Genomic DNA, 14,367 nt, shown 5'->3' with positions numbered 1-14,367 from the left:
GGTGCGCGTGGCTGGACAGGGAGAGCGTGTTCGAGTGCGGTGGTGTTCCGCTGGTGCGGCTGTGGAGCACGGGTGAGGCGGCGGTGGTGTGCGGGCCGTTACCCCGCCCGGTGACGGGGCGTTGGACCGTCCGGGCGGTGCTGCGGGGTGTCCGGCGCGGCAGGGGCGGTCACGTCCCCCGGTCACGCCCCGGCCGGGGATATTGGATGAATGGCGCCGCTTACGCGCTCTGCCGGGCTTATTGACGCTTCATCACAGTGGAGGCAATGCGTGATGCGCACACGGTCCGTCCTGCTGGCCACCGCCCTGCTGGCCACGCTGCTGCAGACGGCGGACGGGGCGGTCGCCGCGGGCGGGCCACCCTTCTCGCCCGACGGGCGGGCGGGCTACGACGGGCAGGCCGGACACGAAGCGGCCCTGTACGGGATCAAGGGCACGGGGAGCGCCGGGCGGGCGGCGGCCCAGGAGTTCAGCACGGACGACGACCGGCTCTCCAGGGTCTCGCTGTTCATCGGCAGCACGGCCTCGACCGGGAGGCTGAGCGTGCAGGTGCGCACCGCCCGGGACGACGCGGGCTCCGCGGTCGCCTCGGCCGCCGTGGACCTGGCCGCCCTGGGCGGGCAGGGCACGGGCTGGGTGGAGGTGCCGCTGGCGGCGGCGCTGCGGCCCGGCGCCCGGTACTACCTGTTCGCGCAGGCCACCACCGCCGAGGCCGGGGCGGTGACCTGGCACGGCACGCGGGCGGCCGCGGCCGGCTCCCCCGCGGCCGCCCAGTACGACCAGGCGCGGGGCGGCTGGCAGCCGGGCTCGGGCCGGCTGGCGTTCTACGTGAACCCGGCCGGGTCCGAGCGGTGCGGGGAGGCCGAGGCCTGCTACGTCCCGGCTTCGATGAAGCCGGCCCGGACGGCGGGCCTGCTCTCCAACGGGCGGGCGGTGGAGGCCGTGGACCCGGCCTTCGCCGTCGGGGCCCGCTACGTGGAGGGCAGCAACGTCCTGGTGCTGCCCTCGGGCCGCTGGCGCTACCTGCCGGAGGGTGCGGAGAAGTCCCGGGTGGTCGAGGCGGGCGACGCGGGCGCGCTGGCCCAGATCGCCGAGTCCCGGCGCTGGCTGGCCCGGGGCCTGGTGCCGGGGGCGGCCGGGGCCAGGCGCGAGGGCGCGGAGCGGGCGCTGCTGTCGATGCGGGCGCTGCTGCGGCCGAACGGGGCGCTGGCGGCGGCCTGGTACCCGTTCTGGGACTTCTCCTGGCCCCGGGACTCCGCCTTCGCGGCGGCGGCGTTCGCGCACACGGGGCACGACGAGGAGGCGTACCGGATCCTGCTGTACAACGCGCGGACGCAACGGCCGGACGGCACCTGGGAGGCCCGCACCAAGCTGGACGGCTCGGGGCCGCCGGACACCCGGCAGTGGCAGCTGGACGCGAACGGCTGGGTGCCCTGGGCCACCTGGCAGTGGTACCGGACGGCGCCCGCGGCGGACCGGGCGGAGCGGCTGCGCGTGCTGTACCCGGCGATCCTGAAGGCGGCCGACTTCGCGGCGGCGTCCCTGGACGGGGAGGGGCTGCCGCCGGCCTCCCCGGACTACTGGGAACTGCCCACGGACACCGCGAACATCGGCACGGCGGCGCCGCTGCTGTCCGGGCTGCGGGCGGCCGCCGACCTGGCCGCGGGGCTCGGGCGCGGGCAGGAGGCCGCGCGCTGGACGGAGGCGGCGGGCCGGCTGGAGCGGGGCATCGCCAAGCGGTTCGCGCCGCTGGGCTACCAGCGCACGGTGGACGGGCTGCACGGCCACGACAGCGCGGCGGCGTTCATGGCGCCGCCGTTCAACGAGGCGCCGGCCGGTCTCGCGGGGGCGCTCGACACCACCTACCGGGAGCTGCTGCGGCCCAACGGCGGTCTGGTGCCGGGCAGTGACCCGGACACCCGGTGGGGGAACATCACCTGGACGGCGAGCACCTCGTTCTTCGCGCTCGCCTGGTCGTCGACGGGCGAGCGGGCGAAGGGGTCCGCGGTGCTCGACTGGGTGCTGGCGCAGCGCAACGTGCTCGGCGAACTCCCCGAGACGGTGGACGCGCAGGGCCTCCCGAAGGCGGTCGTGCCCCTCGGCTGGACGGACGCGCTGGTCCTGCTGACGCTCGTACAGCTGGGCGACGCGCCCCTGGCGGCGCCGCCCGCGCCCCGCACCTGATCCGGCGCGGGGGCGCACGGCAGAGCGCCGGGCCCGGGACGTGCGTCCCGGGCCCGGCTGGAGGAGCTGTCCTCCGGTCACTTCGTGGTGTAGTAGAGCCACCACTTGTGGTCGTGCTGCTTGCAGTGGTAGCTCTTGTAGTGGCCCGCCTTGCCGGCCGCCTCACAGGACGACTTGCTGGGGTAGGGCCCCTTCTTGCCGCTGGTCTTGTGCTCCAGCACCGACACGGCGTCGGACTGCTGCTGGGGGGCGGCCAGTGCGGACGGACCGGCCAGGATCAGGCCGGCGGTGACCAGTGCCACCGGAGCGAGCTTCACGATCTTCGCGTACATGATGGTTCCTCTTCCTCTGGTTCTCCGGGCCCGTTCGGGCTTCGGACCATCAACGTACGGAGCCCCCTGTCCCGGGCACATGGTCCCCGGGTCCCGTGCCGGTCCCGGCCGTGCGCGGGAGCACGGCCCTGACCACGGTCCCGGTCCCGGAGCTGACAAGGTCGAAGGTGCCGCCCAGCTCCTCGGCGCGCTCGGCCATCGAGCGCAGCCCCAGCCCGGCGTCGCGGGGCGCGCCGGCGGGGACGCCGGACCCGTTGTCGGTGACCTCCACCGTCACCGCCTCGGGGGTGAGCACCACCGCCGCGTGGGCGTGGCCGGCCCGCGCGTGGCGGACGACGTTGTTCAGGGCCTCCGCCGCGATCCGGTACAGGGCCACCTCCACGGCGGCCGGCAGGCCCGGGAACGGCTCGGGGGCCAGGCTGACGGTGATGGGGAGGTTCCGGCCCAGGTGTTCGGCGAGCTGGCGCAGGGCGCGGGGCAGGTCGGCGCCGTCCAGGGCGGCGGGGGCCAGTCCGCCGGTGATGTGGCGCAGTTCGTCGATGGCCTGCCCGATGCCCTCGGACACGGCGGCCAGCGAGTCGGTGGCCCGGGTGCCGGGCGGTATGGCGGCGCGGGCCGCGTCGACCTGGAGGCGCAGCCCGGACAGGGCGGGGCCGAGGCCGTCGTGGAGGTCGTGGCGCAGCCGGCGCCGCTCCTCCTCGCGGGCCAGGACGATCTGTCCGCGGCTCGTCTGGAGTTCCTCGTAGAGCTGGAGGGAGGCGATGGCGGGTGCGCTGTGGTCGGCCAGGATCCGCACGGCCTCGCGGTCCTGCTGGTCGAGGGCGAGTTCGCCGGCGCGCGGCGGGACGTAGAGGTGGCCGATGGCGTTGTCCCGGTGGACCAGGGGGAAGGCCTCGTCGCCGCTGCCGGGGCTGCCCAGGCGGGCCAGTTCGCGTTCCCCGTGCCGGGTGCTGATCACCAGGCGGGCGGCGGGCAGCCGCAGGGTGTGCACGACCGTGTCGCACAGCAGGCGGGGCATGTCTCCGGGGTCGAGGGCGTGGCTGAGCCGGTCGGCGAGGGCGCGCACCGCCTGGTAGGGCTGGGCGCGTTCGCCGTAGTAGTAGCGGTCGACGAGCCGGGCGGCCCATCGGGCGGTGGGCCGCAGCAGGAAGCCCACCAGGAGGGTGAGGCAGGCCATCAGCCCGGACTCGGGGGTCAGGGAGCCGGGCGCGAAGTAGTCGAGGACGAAGGCGCCGCCCGCGTAGGCCATGAACAGGCCGAAGGTGAGGACGAAGGCCGTCAGGATGCGGCGTCCCGCCCGGTCCAGGGCCCAGGTCCGCTCCCGGATGTGGACGTAGCCGACGGTCGCCGGCCAGGACGCGGCGGCGAGGTAGACGATGACGACCTCGAAGCCCATCGGGGGGTCGCCGTACTGGTTGACGGCGATCACCGTGAGCCACAGCAGGTACGGCACCGCCAGGATCGCGTAGGGGCGGTCGGACTTGGCGGTGCGCGGCCAGCGGACGGCCATCAGGAGGATGCCGACGCCCGCGATGAAGGGCGGTACCCAGCGCGAAGCCGTCTCCATCCACGGCGTCAGCAGGCGTTCCAGGCCGGCCCATCCGGGGCCGGAGATGGGGGTCTCGACGCCGTAGTAGACGAAGCCGGGGCGGGTGAAGACGTAGTACTGCTGGGCGGCGCTGAAGAGGGCGGTGAACGCCACGTAGGGCGCGCCCCACCGGGGGAAGCGGCCGGTGGGCAGCCACAGCGGCATCGGGTAGATGATGACGTTGATCAGGGTGAAGGCGACCATGACCAGGACGAACACGGCGGTGAGCACGCGCGGTCCGGCTCCGTGCACCACGGCAGTCTGCGGCACCACCTGGGCGAGGGTGAGCGCGCAGCCGGAGCAGAGCATGAGCCACCCGAGGACCCGGGCGGTGCGGCGGGCGGCGAAGACCATGCCGGTGAGGGCGATGCCGAGGCCGACGAGCACGTGGTCGGCGGCGAGGTGGAGGCGTACGGTGCGCAGCGCCGGGTTGCCGATGTGGGTGAGGGTGACGATGCCCCAGGTGATGGCGGCGAGCATGGTGAGGACGCAGACGGCGTAGGCGGGCAGCATCTCCGGCCCCGAGCGGGGCGTGCTCGCGGTGGTCCGGTTCGCTGTGCGCATGTCGGCCTCCCCGGCCGCTCGGTGCGTTGGTTTCCAGCCTGGTGCGTGCCCGGTCCCGGGCGCATGGGGCGGGTGTCCCGGTTTCCGGGCGGCCCGGTTGCGGGCGCCGGGGGTCAGCCGGCGTCGTTGCCCAGGCCCGCGTCCCGGGCCCGGGCCACGGCCTCGGCGCGGGAGGTGACCTGGAGCTTCTCGAAGACGTGGGTGATGTGGTTGCGGACGGTCTTCTCGGACAGGACCAGTTCGCGGGCGATGCGCCGGTTGTCGTGGCCCCGCGCGATGAGTTCGAGCACCTCCACCTCTCGGGAGGTGAGGGAGGGGAAGAGCTGTCCGGCATCGCGGCGGCGGCCGCCGGCCAGGAGTTCGGAGAGCCGGGCAGCGATCTCGGAGCCGATGACGGCGCCGCCGGCCGCGACCGTGCGCAGGGCGTGCAGCACCTCCTCGGAGCCCGCGCCCTTGACGACGTAGCCGCGGGCGCCCGCCTGGAGGGCGGCGAGCAGGCTGCCGTCGTCGTCGGACATGGTGAGCATCAGGACGGGCAGGCCGGGGTGGGTGCCGGCGAGGCGGCGCGTGGCCTCGATCCCGGAGACGTCGGGCAGGGAGAGGTCCATCACGACCACGTCCGGCCGGTGCCGGTCCACCGCGTCCGGGACCTCGCCGCCGGTCTCGGCCTCGGCGACGACGACCGCGCCCCGGGTGCTCTCCAGGGCGGCCCGGAGCCCCTCGCGGAACAGGGGGTGGTCGTCGACGATCAAGACCCGGGGAATGGTGCGGTCTTCTTCGTCCACGGATCGACACTACCAGTCACCATCGGTCGCTCTGGGTGACCGGGCCGTGCGGGGATGGGACCGGGCCCTGCGGGGATGGGACCTGACCGGGCGGGGTGGGACCGGACGGGAGGGACCGGGACGGGGTCTGGGCCTCATGCCGCCGGGGTGCGGGCGCCCGGATCGTGGGCGGCATGTCCGCACACCTCTCCCCCGTCGGCATCGACCGGTCCCTGCTCGCCGGCCCGGTGCACGTCCCCGTGCAGATCCGCTGCGGGGACGGCCCGTCGGACGGACTCCCCCACCTCCTGCGGGACCTCGCCCCGGGCCGGATCGTCCTGGTCACCGACCCCGGGCTGCCGCGGGAGCACGCGGCGCGCGTGCTGCGCCTGCTGGGCACGGCCGCGCCCACCGCGGTGCTGTGGCCCGACGGCGACGGCCCCCTGGTGGTGCCGGACGGCGCCCTCGCCGTCGCGCTCGGCGGCAGCCGCGTGATCGAGGCGGCCGACCGGGCCCGGTGCGCCGACGGCACCCGGCCGGCCCTGGTCCGGCTGCCCACGACGCTGCGGGCCATGACGGACACGGCCCTGTCGGTGGCGGGACCCGCCGGCCCCGTCGCGTCGCCGGCCCTGGTCCGGATCGACCTGGACCACCTCGCGACGCTGCCGCCGCACCGGCTCCGCGCCGGGCTGGCGCCGCTGCTGCGGACCGTGCTGGCCGTCGTACCGGCGTCGGCCGGGCGCGTGGCCTCCCGGCTGCGGCCCGGCGGCGGGTACGACCCGCAGACCCTGGCGTCGTACGTCTCGCTCTGCCTGGAGGCCAGGGCCGCGCTCTGCTCCCACGACCCGCTCGGCCGCGGCCCCGCCGCCGCCCTGCGCTACGGCGAGCCCGTCGCCCGGGCCGTGCGGGGCCTCGCCGGGCCGGGCCTGCCGTACGGGGACGCGCTCGGCCCGGGCCTGCGCGCGGCCGCCGCGGTCTCCCGCCGCCGGGGTCTGCTGGGCCCCGCCGACGAGGCGGCCCACGACGAGCTGCTGGCCGCCGCCGGGATCGCCCGGACCCTGCCCGGGGGCGTGTGCCCGCGCGCGGTCGCGGCGGCCGTGACCGGGGGCCGGGAGGAGGCCCGCATGGTGCTGCTGCGCGGGCTGGGCGACCCGTACGCCCATCACGGCTCCCTGCTCGCTCCGGTCCGCGCCGAGGAGCTGGAAGCCGCGCTCGCCGAACTCGTGCCCGTCGAACCCGTACCTGCCGAACCCGTACCTGCCGAACCCGTGCCCGCCGAACTCCTGCCCGCCGGCCGGCGGGTCCCGGTGCCCGACCGGGACCCGGACCGCGCCCGGGTCCGTGTCCCGGGCGGCCGGGACGGCCGGCTCCCCGCCCCGGGCGGGGCCGTCTCAAGGAAGTGATCACCATGTACGCGTTCCTCGGCCACTACGGCGCCGGCCTCCCGGCGCACCGGTTGCACGCCGCCGCCGCAGGGCTGCGCACCGGCCCTTCCGGCGGGATCCGCCTGAGCCGCGGCGAGGGGTGGGCGCTGGCGTCCGGCCGGGTCTTCGAGCGGAGCGGGGTCGCCGCGGCCCTCGACGGCGGCATCGAGGGGCGGCTCGCGCTGGCCACCCGGCTGGAGGTGCGCGGGCTCCCGGTCGCCGACCGCAACGACGCGGCGCTGGCGCACTCCGCGTTCGCACTGGACGGTGCGGGGTTCGCGGCGCACGTCGCGGGCGCGTACGCGGCGGCCGTGGTCGACGCCCGCACCGAACCGGTGCTGGTACTGGCCGCCGCCGGGGCGGGCGGCGGCCCGCTCTACTACCACTGGGAGCCGGACGGGGGCCTGTTGTGCTTCGCCTCCGCCCTGCCGGCGCTGCTCGCGCTGCTGCCGGACGGGCCGCGGCCGCGGGTGCGGGTGCTGCCGCCCGGCACCACCGCCGTCTGCTCCCGGTACGCGCGCCCGCGTCCGGCGCCCGGCGCGGACGCGGCCGGGCTCACGGCGGCGGCCCGACGGCGATCCGTACCGGCGGCCGGGAGGGCACGGGCGGCAGCCGCAGCGGTGCGCGCCCCGGGGTGAGGGAGCCGAGCACCCGGGGCCCCCGGGCCCCGGTGCACCCGGGGGCGTTGCCGGGCAGGCCGTGCAGGGCGAGGTAGCCGAGGACGGCGAAGGCGTACGCCTCCTTGGCGGCGGCGGGCAGTCCCAGTGCGGCCGAGTCCAGCAGGGCGGTGCCCGGGGGCAGTTCCTCGCGGAGCACGGCCATGAGGGCCGGGTTGCGGGTGCCGCCGCCGGAGGCGACGACCTCGGTGACGCGCAGCGGGCGCAGGGCGTCGGCGACGGTCCGGGCGGTGAGCCGGGCGAGGGTGGCGAGGAGGTCCTGCGGCGGGAGGGGCGCGCAGCCGTCGAGGGCGGCGCGCAGGTGGCCGTGGTGGAAGAGCTCCTTGCCGGTGGTCTTGGGCGCGGGCAGCCGGTAGTAGGGCTCGGCCAGCAGGCGCAGCAGGAGCGGTTCGTGGACCCGGCCGGCGGCGGCGAGGGCGCCGTCCTCGTCGTATCCGAGGCGGCCGCCGGTGAGTTCGCGCACGGCGGCGTCCATCAGGGCGTTGCCGGGGCCGGTGTCGAAGGCGACGGGCCGGCCGGCCGGGGGCAGGGCGGTGAGGTTGGCGATGCCGCCGATGTTGAGGGCGGCGGGGGTGCCGGGGCGGCCGCGCAGCAGCATCAGGTCGACGAGGGCGACGAGCGGGGCGCCCTGGCCGCCGGCGGCGATGTCGCGGGGGCGGAAGTCCGAGACGACGGGGCGGCCGGTGGCTTCGGCGATCCAGGCGGGGCGGCCGAGCTGGAGGGTGCCGTGGACCTGGCCGGCGTCGGTCCAGTGGTAGACGGTCTGGCCGTGCGAGGCGATCAGTTCGGCTCGGCCGGCGCACAGTTCGCGGTCGGCGCGGGCCGCGAGGGCGGCGAAGGCCTGTCCGATGCGGGTGTCGAGGAGGCAGACGTCGGCCAGGGTGGTGGGCGCGGGCGGCAGGGCCGCCGCGAGGGCGTCGCGCAGCCGGTCCTCGTAGGGGGCGCTGACCAGTCCGAGCGGGACCAGCCGCAGGGTCTCGCCGCCGTCCTCCGGGGTGAGGCGGGCGGCGGCCGCGTCGACGGCGTCGTACGAGGTGCCCGACATCAGGCCGATCACCCTCATCGCAGGGGCCTGCGGTGGTCGTCGCCGCGCAGCCCGGCCAGGGCGAGGGCGCTGAGGGCGCAGGTGCCGGCGGCGTAGTAGGCGGGGACGTCGTGGTCGCCGGTGGCGGCGGTCAGGGCGGTGACGACGAGGCCCGCGCAGCCGGAGAACACGGCGCCGGTGAGCGCGTACGCCAGCCCGAGCCCGGTGCAGCGCACCCGGGCGGGGAACATCTCGGCGAGCATGGCGGGCCCCGGGCCGGCGAGGAGCCCGACGGTGGCGCCCGCGGCGAGGACGGCGGCGGCCTTGGCGGGGGCGGCGGCCGCGGGGTCCTGGAGGAGGTGGAGGAGCGGGAGCGCGAGGAGGGTGACGCCGAGGGCGCCGGCGAGCATGACGGGGCGGCGGCCGACCCGGTCGCTGAGGATCCCGGCGGGCAGGATGGCGGCGGCGAAGCCGAGGTTGGCGAGGGCGGTCGCGGTCAGGGCCTGCCGGAAGGAGGCGCCGAGGGTGGCCTGGAGGTAGGAGGGCAGCACCACGAGGAAGGTGTACCCGGCCGCGGACCAGCCCATGAGCCGCGCGACCCCGAGCCCGACGGCCCGTGCGGTTCCGCTCGCCTTCCGGCCGCGTCCCCCGTCGGCGGGCGGCGGCGTGAGCGGGGGCCCGGGCGGCGGCGCCGGACGGGGGCGTGGCGGGTCGTCGGGGAGGTTCGCGCGCAGTCGGTACGCGGCCAGGCCGAGCGGGAGGGCCAGCAGGAAGGGGATGCGCCAGCCCCAGGCGTGCAGGGCCGCCGGGGTGAGCAGCGTGGCCAGGAGGGCGGCGACGGCCGCGCCGGCGAGCAGGCCCAGGGCGACGGTGAAGGACTGCCAGGCTCCGTGCCGGCCCCGCCGGCCCGGCGGCGCCGATTCCGTCATCAGGGCCACGGCCCCGCCGAACTCGCCGCCCAGGCAGAGCCCTTGCAGTACGCGGAGCAGGGTGAGCAGCCAGGGCGCGGCGACGCCGATGGCGTCCCGGTCGGGGAGCAGCCCGATCAGGGTGGTGGCGAGGGTCATCAGGGCGATGACGAGGACCAGGGCGGCGCGGCGGCCGGCGCGGTCGCCGATGCGGCCGAAGAGGACGGCTCCGGCGGGCCGGAAGAAGAAGGACACCGCGAAGGAGGCGTAGGCGGCGACCAGCGGGCCGGCGCCGCCCTGCCCGGCCGCCTGCGCGGGGGTGAAGAACCGGTCGGCGATGACCGTGGCGAAGGCTCCGTAGACGCCGAACTCGTACCACTCGGTGAAGTTGCCGGCGGAGCCCGCGAGCAGCACCCGGCGCGGTCCGGCGGCGGACCGTGCCGGGCGGGGCGGCGCGAGGCGGGACACCGCTCAGGTCGTCGGGTCGAGGCGGGTGGGGGCGTCCGGCGTGCGGTGCGCGGCGGCGGCCGGGGTCAGGGCGCTGCCCGCGAGCCAGGTGCGCCAGTCCAGGTTCCAGTCGCCGATGCCGTTGCCGAAGGGGTCCATCCGCTCGCCGCCGCTGTTGACCACCTCGACGATGTCGCCCTCGCGGACGGTCTCGTAGAACCAGGCGGCGTCCTCGGTGGACATGCCGGTGCAGCCGTGGCTGACGTTCTCCTCGCCCTGCGACTCGACGGACCAGGGCGCGGCGTGGACGTACTCGCCGCTCCAGGTGACCCGGGTCGCGTATTGGACGGGGAGGTCGTAGAACTCCTTGGTGCCCTTCTTGATGCCGACGCTGTCGCCGCGCATGCGGACCTTGGCCTCCTTGCCGAGGACGACCTTGATGCCGCTGCGGGTCAGGAAGCCGGCCTTCCCGGTGGTGACGGGGATGGTCCTGATGACGCGTCCGTTGCGGCGTACGGTCATCTCGTGGGCGGCGGAGTCGGTGACGGCCTCGATGCGGTCCGCGACGGTGAACTCCAGGGGCTCGGACGGGCCGCCGTAGCCGTGCTCGCCGAGTTCGACCCCGTCGAGGCCGCTGCGGACGCGGACGACGGTGTGGGCGGGCCAGTAGGTGCGGGGCCGGAAGTGCAGGGTCGAGCCGTCGACCCAGTGCCAGGCCCCCTCCACCTGGGGGCGGGAGGTGACCTGGAGGGCCTGTTCGACGCGGGCGCGGGCTTCGGGGTCGTCGGCGGGGACGGGGTGGCTGAGTTCGGCGGTGACGATCTCGCCGGCGCCGTAGGTACCGGGGCGGGGGCCGAACTCGGCGGTGATCCTGTCCCCGTCGGCGGGCGCGTCGGGGGGCGCGGTGCGGAAGGCCATGCTGACGCCGACGGGGGCGCCGCGGCCGTCCTGGGCGCCCACGCGGACGGTGTAGCCCTCGCCCGCGCGCAGGGGTTCGGTGTTGCGCCAGTGCCCGCCGTCCGGGCCGAGTTCACCGGCGAGGTGGCGGCCGTGCCCGTCGGTGACGGTGACGTCGGTGAGGCGGCCCGCCTCCGCCCGGGCGAGGCCGATCTCCAGCGGGGAGCCGGAGTCGGTGGGGAGTTCGCCCGCTTCGCCGAGGGCCGGGTCCCGCAGGACGGCGCCGCCCCGGGCGGTGGCGAGCACCCGCTGCTCCTGCCAGGTGCCGCAGCGGCCGCCGCGGAAGGCTCCGGCGGCGCACCACACGGCGTCGTCCGCGCGGACCCCGCCGTCCAGGGCGTGGCCGACCAGGAGGGTGACCGCGGCCTCCGGGGCGCCTCCGGGGGGCGCGGCCTCGGCCGTGCCGCCGGGTGCGTGGGTCAGGGCCAGGGCGGCGGCCCCCGTCACCGCGGTGACCGCGGTCCACGCCTTCGTCCGTGACATCGCCACACAGCCCTCCACCTTTGTCCTCCGGCCGGATGGCAGCATCAAAGAGGACGGGAAGCCGAATCTATGATCATAAACTCGGCGCTGCGTCCGAACGGGCGTCCCAAGTGAACCCGGACGGAGTACCGCCTGCGAGCTGCGGAGTGCGGCAGTCCGGTGCCGTACGCTCGGCGGATGGCGAAGTACTTCGACGTTCACCCCGAGAATCCCCAGCGGCGCACCCTCGCCGGCGTGGCGGACTCCCTCCGCTCCGGCGCGCTCATCGCGTACCCCACGGACTCCTGTTTCGCGCTGGGCTGTCAGCTGGGCAACCGCGACGGCCTCGCGCGGATCCGGTCGATCCGCAACCTCGACGACAAGCACCACTTCACCCTCGTGTGCCAGAACTTCGCCCAGCTGGGGCAGTTCGTGTACGTGGACAACGACGTGTTCCGGGCCGTCAAGGCGGCGACGCCGGGCGCCTACACCTTCATCCTGAAGGCCACCTCGGAGGTGCCGCGCCAGCTGATGCACCCGAAGAAGAAGACGGTCGGGGTCCGGATCCCGGACCACCTCGTCGCGCAGGCGCTGCTCGCCGAGCTGGGCGAGCCGCTGGTCTCCAGCACGCTGCTGCTGCCGGACGAGGACGAGCCGCTCACCCAGGGCTGGGAGATCAAGGAGCGGCTCGACCACGTGGTGGACGCCGTCGTCGACTGCGGGGACTGCGGCACCCGGCCGACCACCGTCATCGACTTCTCCGGCGGCGGGGCGGAGATCCTGCGCCGCGGCGCGGGCGACACCGCGCGCTTCGAGTAGAACTCCCGCGGTCCTCCTGCGACGGCGGATTCCGGTTCCGGACCACTATCCGGAATCCGCCAGTCCGCCATCCGATCCGGCCATGCGGGAGCCGGCCGGGAAAGCCCCCTCCCCGCGCGCTCAAGCGATCCTTTATCGGAACTCGTTTAGCTGTGAACAGAATTGACGAACCGGCGGTAACTCCACGGATTCCCGGGGTGACGGAGAGGAGAAGAAGGCCGCGTTCGCCGGAATTGATCCGCATCCCAACTCGACTTTCACAAGATCCGTTCTGTAGGGTTCCAGTTATTCACCGCCCAACGGGGGGCGGCGAGCGGCCGCGGGCACTGGTCCGGACTTTTCCGGAGGCGTGTCCTTCTCGGCGGCTCGCGGGAATGACGCCCCCGTCACGCTCATGTGCGACACGTGACCCGACACGGGGGACCATCAATGCGGTTCCAGCTTTTGGGGCCCTTGAGTATTGCCCACGGCCCCGAGACAGTAGTTCTCAAACCATCCAAACCGACCAGCCTCCTCGCCGCCCTCCTGCTGCATCCCGGCACCGTGGTTTCCACCGGCTATCTGCTGCGGGCCGTATGGGACGAGGAACCTCCCGCGACCGCCCGGGCCGCACTGCAGACCTGCGTGCTGCGGCTGCGCAGGTTATTCGAGAAATACGGCATATCCGCGACCACCATCGAGGCCGTGCCGGGCGGTTACCGGATGCACAACGACACCGAAACGCTCGACCTCGCGCTGTTCCGGTTCCTGACCGCCGAGGCGCGAGCCGCCGCCGGGACCCCCGGGGAGCTGTACCGGCTGCGCGAAGCCCTCTCCCTCTGGCAGGGGCAGCCCCTGTCGAACGTGGCCTCGGGCATGCTCCAGCGGGACGCGGTGCCGGCCCTCGAACAGGAGCGGCTGCGGGTCCTGGAGCGGGTCTGCGACCTCGAACTGGCCGCCGGGAACTGCCATCAGGTGCTCGTCGACCTGTACGAGGGGGCCCGCCACCGGCCCGTCCGCGAGCGCTTCACCGAGCAGCTCGTCGAGGCCCTCTACCGCACCGGCCGGCAGGCGGAGGCGCTGGCCGAGTACCGCACCGTGCGCGAGCGGCTGCGCGACGAACTCGGCGTCGACCCCGGGCCGGGCCTGCGCCGCCTGGAGCTGGCGATCCTGCGGGCCGAGGAACTCGGCCCGGCCGCCCGCCCCCTGGACCCCGAGCCGGCCCCGCCGCAGGCCGGCCCCGCCCTCGCCGTCCGCGACCGTGCCCCCGGGCCCGCCGGACCGCCGCCGGTGCCCGGATTCGCCGGACGCGCCGCGGACCTGCGGGCCCTGGCGGACCGCCTCACCGACCCCCGCGGCCCCCGGCTGCTGGTCGTCTCGGGAGCGCCCGGGATCGGCAAGTCGGCGCTCGCTCGGCAGAGCGCGTACGAGATCCGGGCGGCCTTCCCGGGCGGGGTCTCCGCCATCGACCTGACCCGGCCCGACGGGAGCCCCCTGGACGCCGGGGAGGCCCGCGGGCTGCTGCCCGGACCGGGCGGCGGCGGCCGGCGGCTGCTGGTCCTCGACAACGCGGCCGGAGCCGGGCAGGTGCTGCCGCTGCTGCCGGAGACCGGCGGCGCCACGGTACTGGTGACCAGCCGGCGGGCCCTGGCCGCGGCGGTCGCCACGCACGGCGGCTTCGTGCACCGGCTCGACGTGCTCTCCCCGGCCGAGGCGCTCGCCCTGCTCGCCGGCCTCGTCGGAGCCGAGCGGATCGCCGCCGAGGAGCCGGCCGCGCGTGAACTGGCCGCCGTGTGCGGGTGGTTCCCGCTCGCCCTGCGGATCGCCGCCGGGCGGCTGCTGACCCGGCCGGGGCTGTCCGTCGCCGACTGCGCGGCCTGGCTGGCGGCGGACCCGCCGGGCCGGCTGGCCCTCGCCGAGGACCCCCGGCTGTCCGTGCCGGAGGTCCTCGGGCGGGCCGTCGGCGCGCTCCCGCCCGAACTGCGCGGGGGGTTCCTGCTGCTGGGCTCGCTCGAGCCCGGCTCCGGTCCCGCCACAGCCGTGGAAGAGAGCGTGCTCGAACAGCTCGTGGAGGCCGGGATGCTGGAGGACGGACCACCCGGTGAGCCCTACCGGATCCACGCCTTCCTCCGCGGGTACGCGCGCTGGCTGGGCCGGGACCGGTCCGGCGCCGCGGCCCTCCTGCCCCGCTGAGGCGGCCCCTCCCGCCTCCCCGACATTTCCCACCTCACGTCTTCG

Annotated in this window: 11 protein-coding genes; 5 read left to right on the top strand and 6 right to left on the bottom strand. The window is 75.9% G+C overall.

The window, feature by feature from the left end; translation table 11 throughout:
• Positions 1-273 precede the first annotated feature (273 nt).
• Positions 274-2,184 (top strand): hypothetical protein, encoded by a 1,911-nt coding sequence (locus ACQKM2_RS04370; RefSeq protein WP_427706435.1) that lies wholly within the window; start codon positions 274-276, stop codon positions 2,182-2,184.
• 77 nt (positions 2,185-2,261) lie between these two features.
• Here the strand turns inward: ACQKM2_RS04370 and ACQKM2_RS04365 are convergent, their stop codons facing one another.
• The 3 genes from ACQKM2_RS04365 to ACQKM2_RS04355 form a co-directional block, all read right to left on the bottom strand.
• Positions 2,262-2,516 (bottom strand): hypothetical protein, encoded by a 255-nt coding sequence (locus tag ACQKM2_RS04365; protein WP_427706433.1) that lies wholly within the window; start codon positions 2,514-2,516, stop codon positions 2,262-2,264.
• 49 nt (positions 2,517-2,565) lie between these two features.
• Entirely contained in the window at positions 2,566-4,668 is a 2,103-nt protein-coding gene (locus ACQKM2_RS04360; protein ID WP_427706431.1) for a sensor histidine kinase, read from the bottom strand.
• Between the two features lie 113 nt (positions 4,669-4,781).
• On the bottom strand, positions 4,782-5,453 hold the full coding sequence (locus ACQKM2_RS04355) for a response regulator (protein WP_427706429.1): 672 nt from the start codon (positions 5,451-5,453) through the stop codon (positions 4,782-4,784).
• A 173-nt stretch (positions 5,454-5,626) separates the two neighbouring features.
• On the opposite strand from ACQKM2_RS04355, the gene ACQKM2_RS04350 reads away from it, so the two are divergent.
• Both ACQKM2_RS04350 and ACQKM2_RS04345 read left to right on the top strand, forming a co-directional pair.
• Positions 5,627-6,835 carry a hypothetical protein gene (locus ACQKM2_RS04350; protein WP_427706427.1) on the top strand — a complete coding sequence of 403 codons (1,209 nt, stop codon included), beginning with the start codon at positions 5,627-5,629 and terminating at the stop codon, positions 6,833-6,835.
• A gap of 5 nt (positions 6,836-6,840) precedes the next feature.
• Positions 6,841-7,494, top strand: a complete 654-nt coding sequence (locus ACQKM2_RS04345; protein WP_427706425.1) for a hypothetical protein — start codon at positions 6,841-6,843, stop codon at positions 7,492-7,494.
• On the opposite strand, the gene ACQKM2_RS04340 is transcribed toward ACQKM2_RS04345, so the two are convergent.
• The 3 genes from ACQKM2_RS04340 to ACQKM2_RS04330 are packed head-to-tail and all read right to left on the bottom strand — an operon-like array spanning position 7,412 to position 11,352.
• Complete coding sequence (locus tag ACQKM2_RS04340) at positions 7,412-8,596, bottom strand: anhydro-N-acetylmuramic acid kinase (protein WP_427706423.1); 1,185 nt, start codon at positions 8,594-8,596, stop codon at positions 7,412-7,414. The genes ACQKM2_RS04345 and ACQKM2_RS04340 overlap by 83 nt on opposite strands.
• Positions 8,593-9,933, bottom strand: coding sequence for an MFS transporter (locus ACQKM2_RS04335; RefSeq protein WP_427706421.1), 1,341 nt, complete (start codon positions 9,931-9,933; stop codon positions 8,593-8,595). Before ACQKM2_RS04335 ends, ACQKM2_RS04340 begins: the two co-directional genes overlap by 4 nt.
• Positions 9,934-9,936: 3 nt before the next feature.
• Positions 9,937-11,352 (bottom strand): Ig-like domain-containing protein, encoded by a 1,416-nt coding sequence (locus ACQKM2_RS04330; RefSeq protein WP_427706419.1) that lies wholly within the window; start codon positions 11,350-11,352, stop codon positions 9,937-9,939.
• Between the two features lie 177 nt (positions 11,353-11,529).
• Between ACQKM2_RS04330 and ACQKM2_RS04325 the strand changes: the two genes are divergently transcribed.
• The gene (locus tag ACQKM2_RS04325) at positions 11,530-12,150 is read left to right on the top strand and encodes an L-threonylcarbamoyladenylate synthase (RefSeq protein ID WP_427706416.1); all 621 of its coding nucleotides are present in this window, start codon (positions 11,530-11,532) and stop codon (positions 12,148-12,150) included.
• Positions 12,151-12,579: 429 nt separating this feature from the next.
• Positions 12,580-14,322 carry a BTAD domain-containing putative transcriptional regulator gene (locus ACQKM2_RS04320; protein WP_427706414.1) on the top strand — a complete coding sequence of 581 codons (1,743 nt, stop codon included), beginning with the start codon at positions 12,580-12,582 and terminating at the stop codon, positions 14,320-14,322.
• The last annotated feature ends 45 nt before the right edge of the window (positions 14,323-14,367 follow it).

The sequence above is a fragment of the Streptomyces sp. NPDC004126 genome (genome assembly GCF_050275515.1).
Taxonomy (GTDB): Bacteria; Actinomycetota; Actinomycetes; order Streptomycetales; family Streptomycetaceae; genus Streptomyces.
This window is presented reverse-complemented; position numbering and strand designations above follow the sequence as displayed.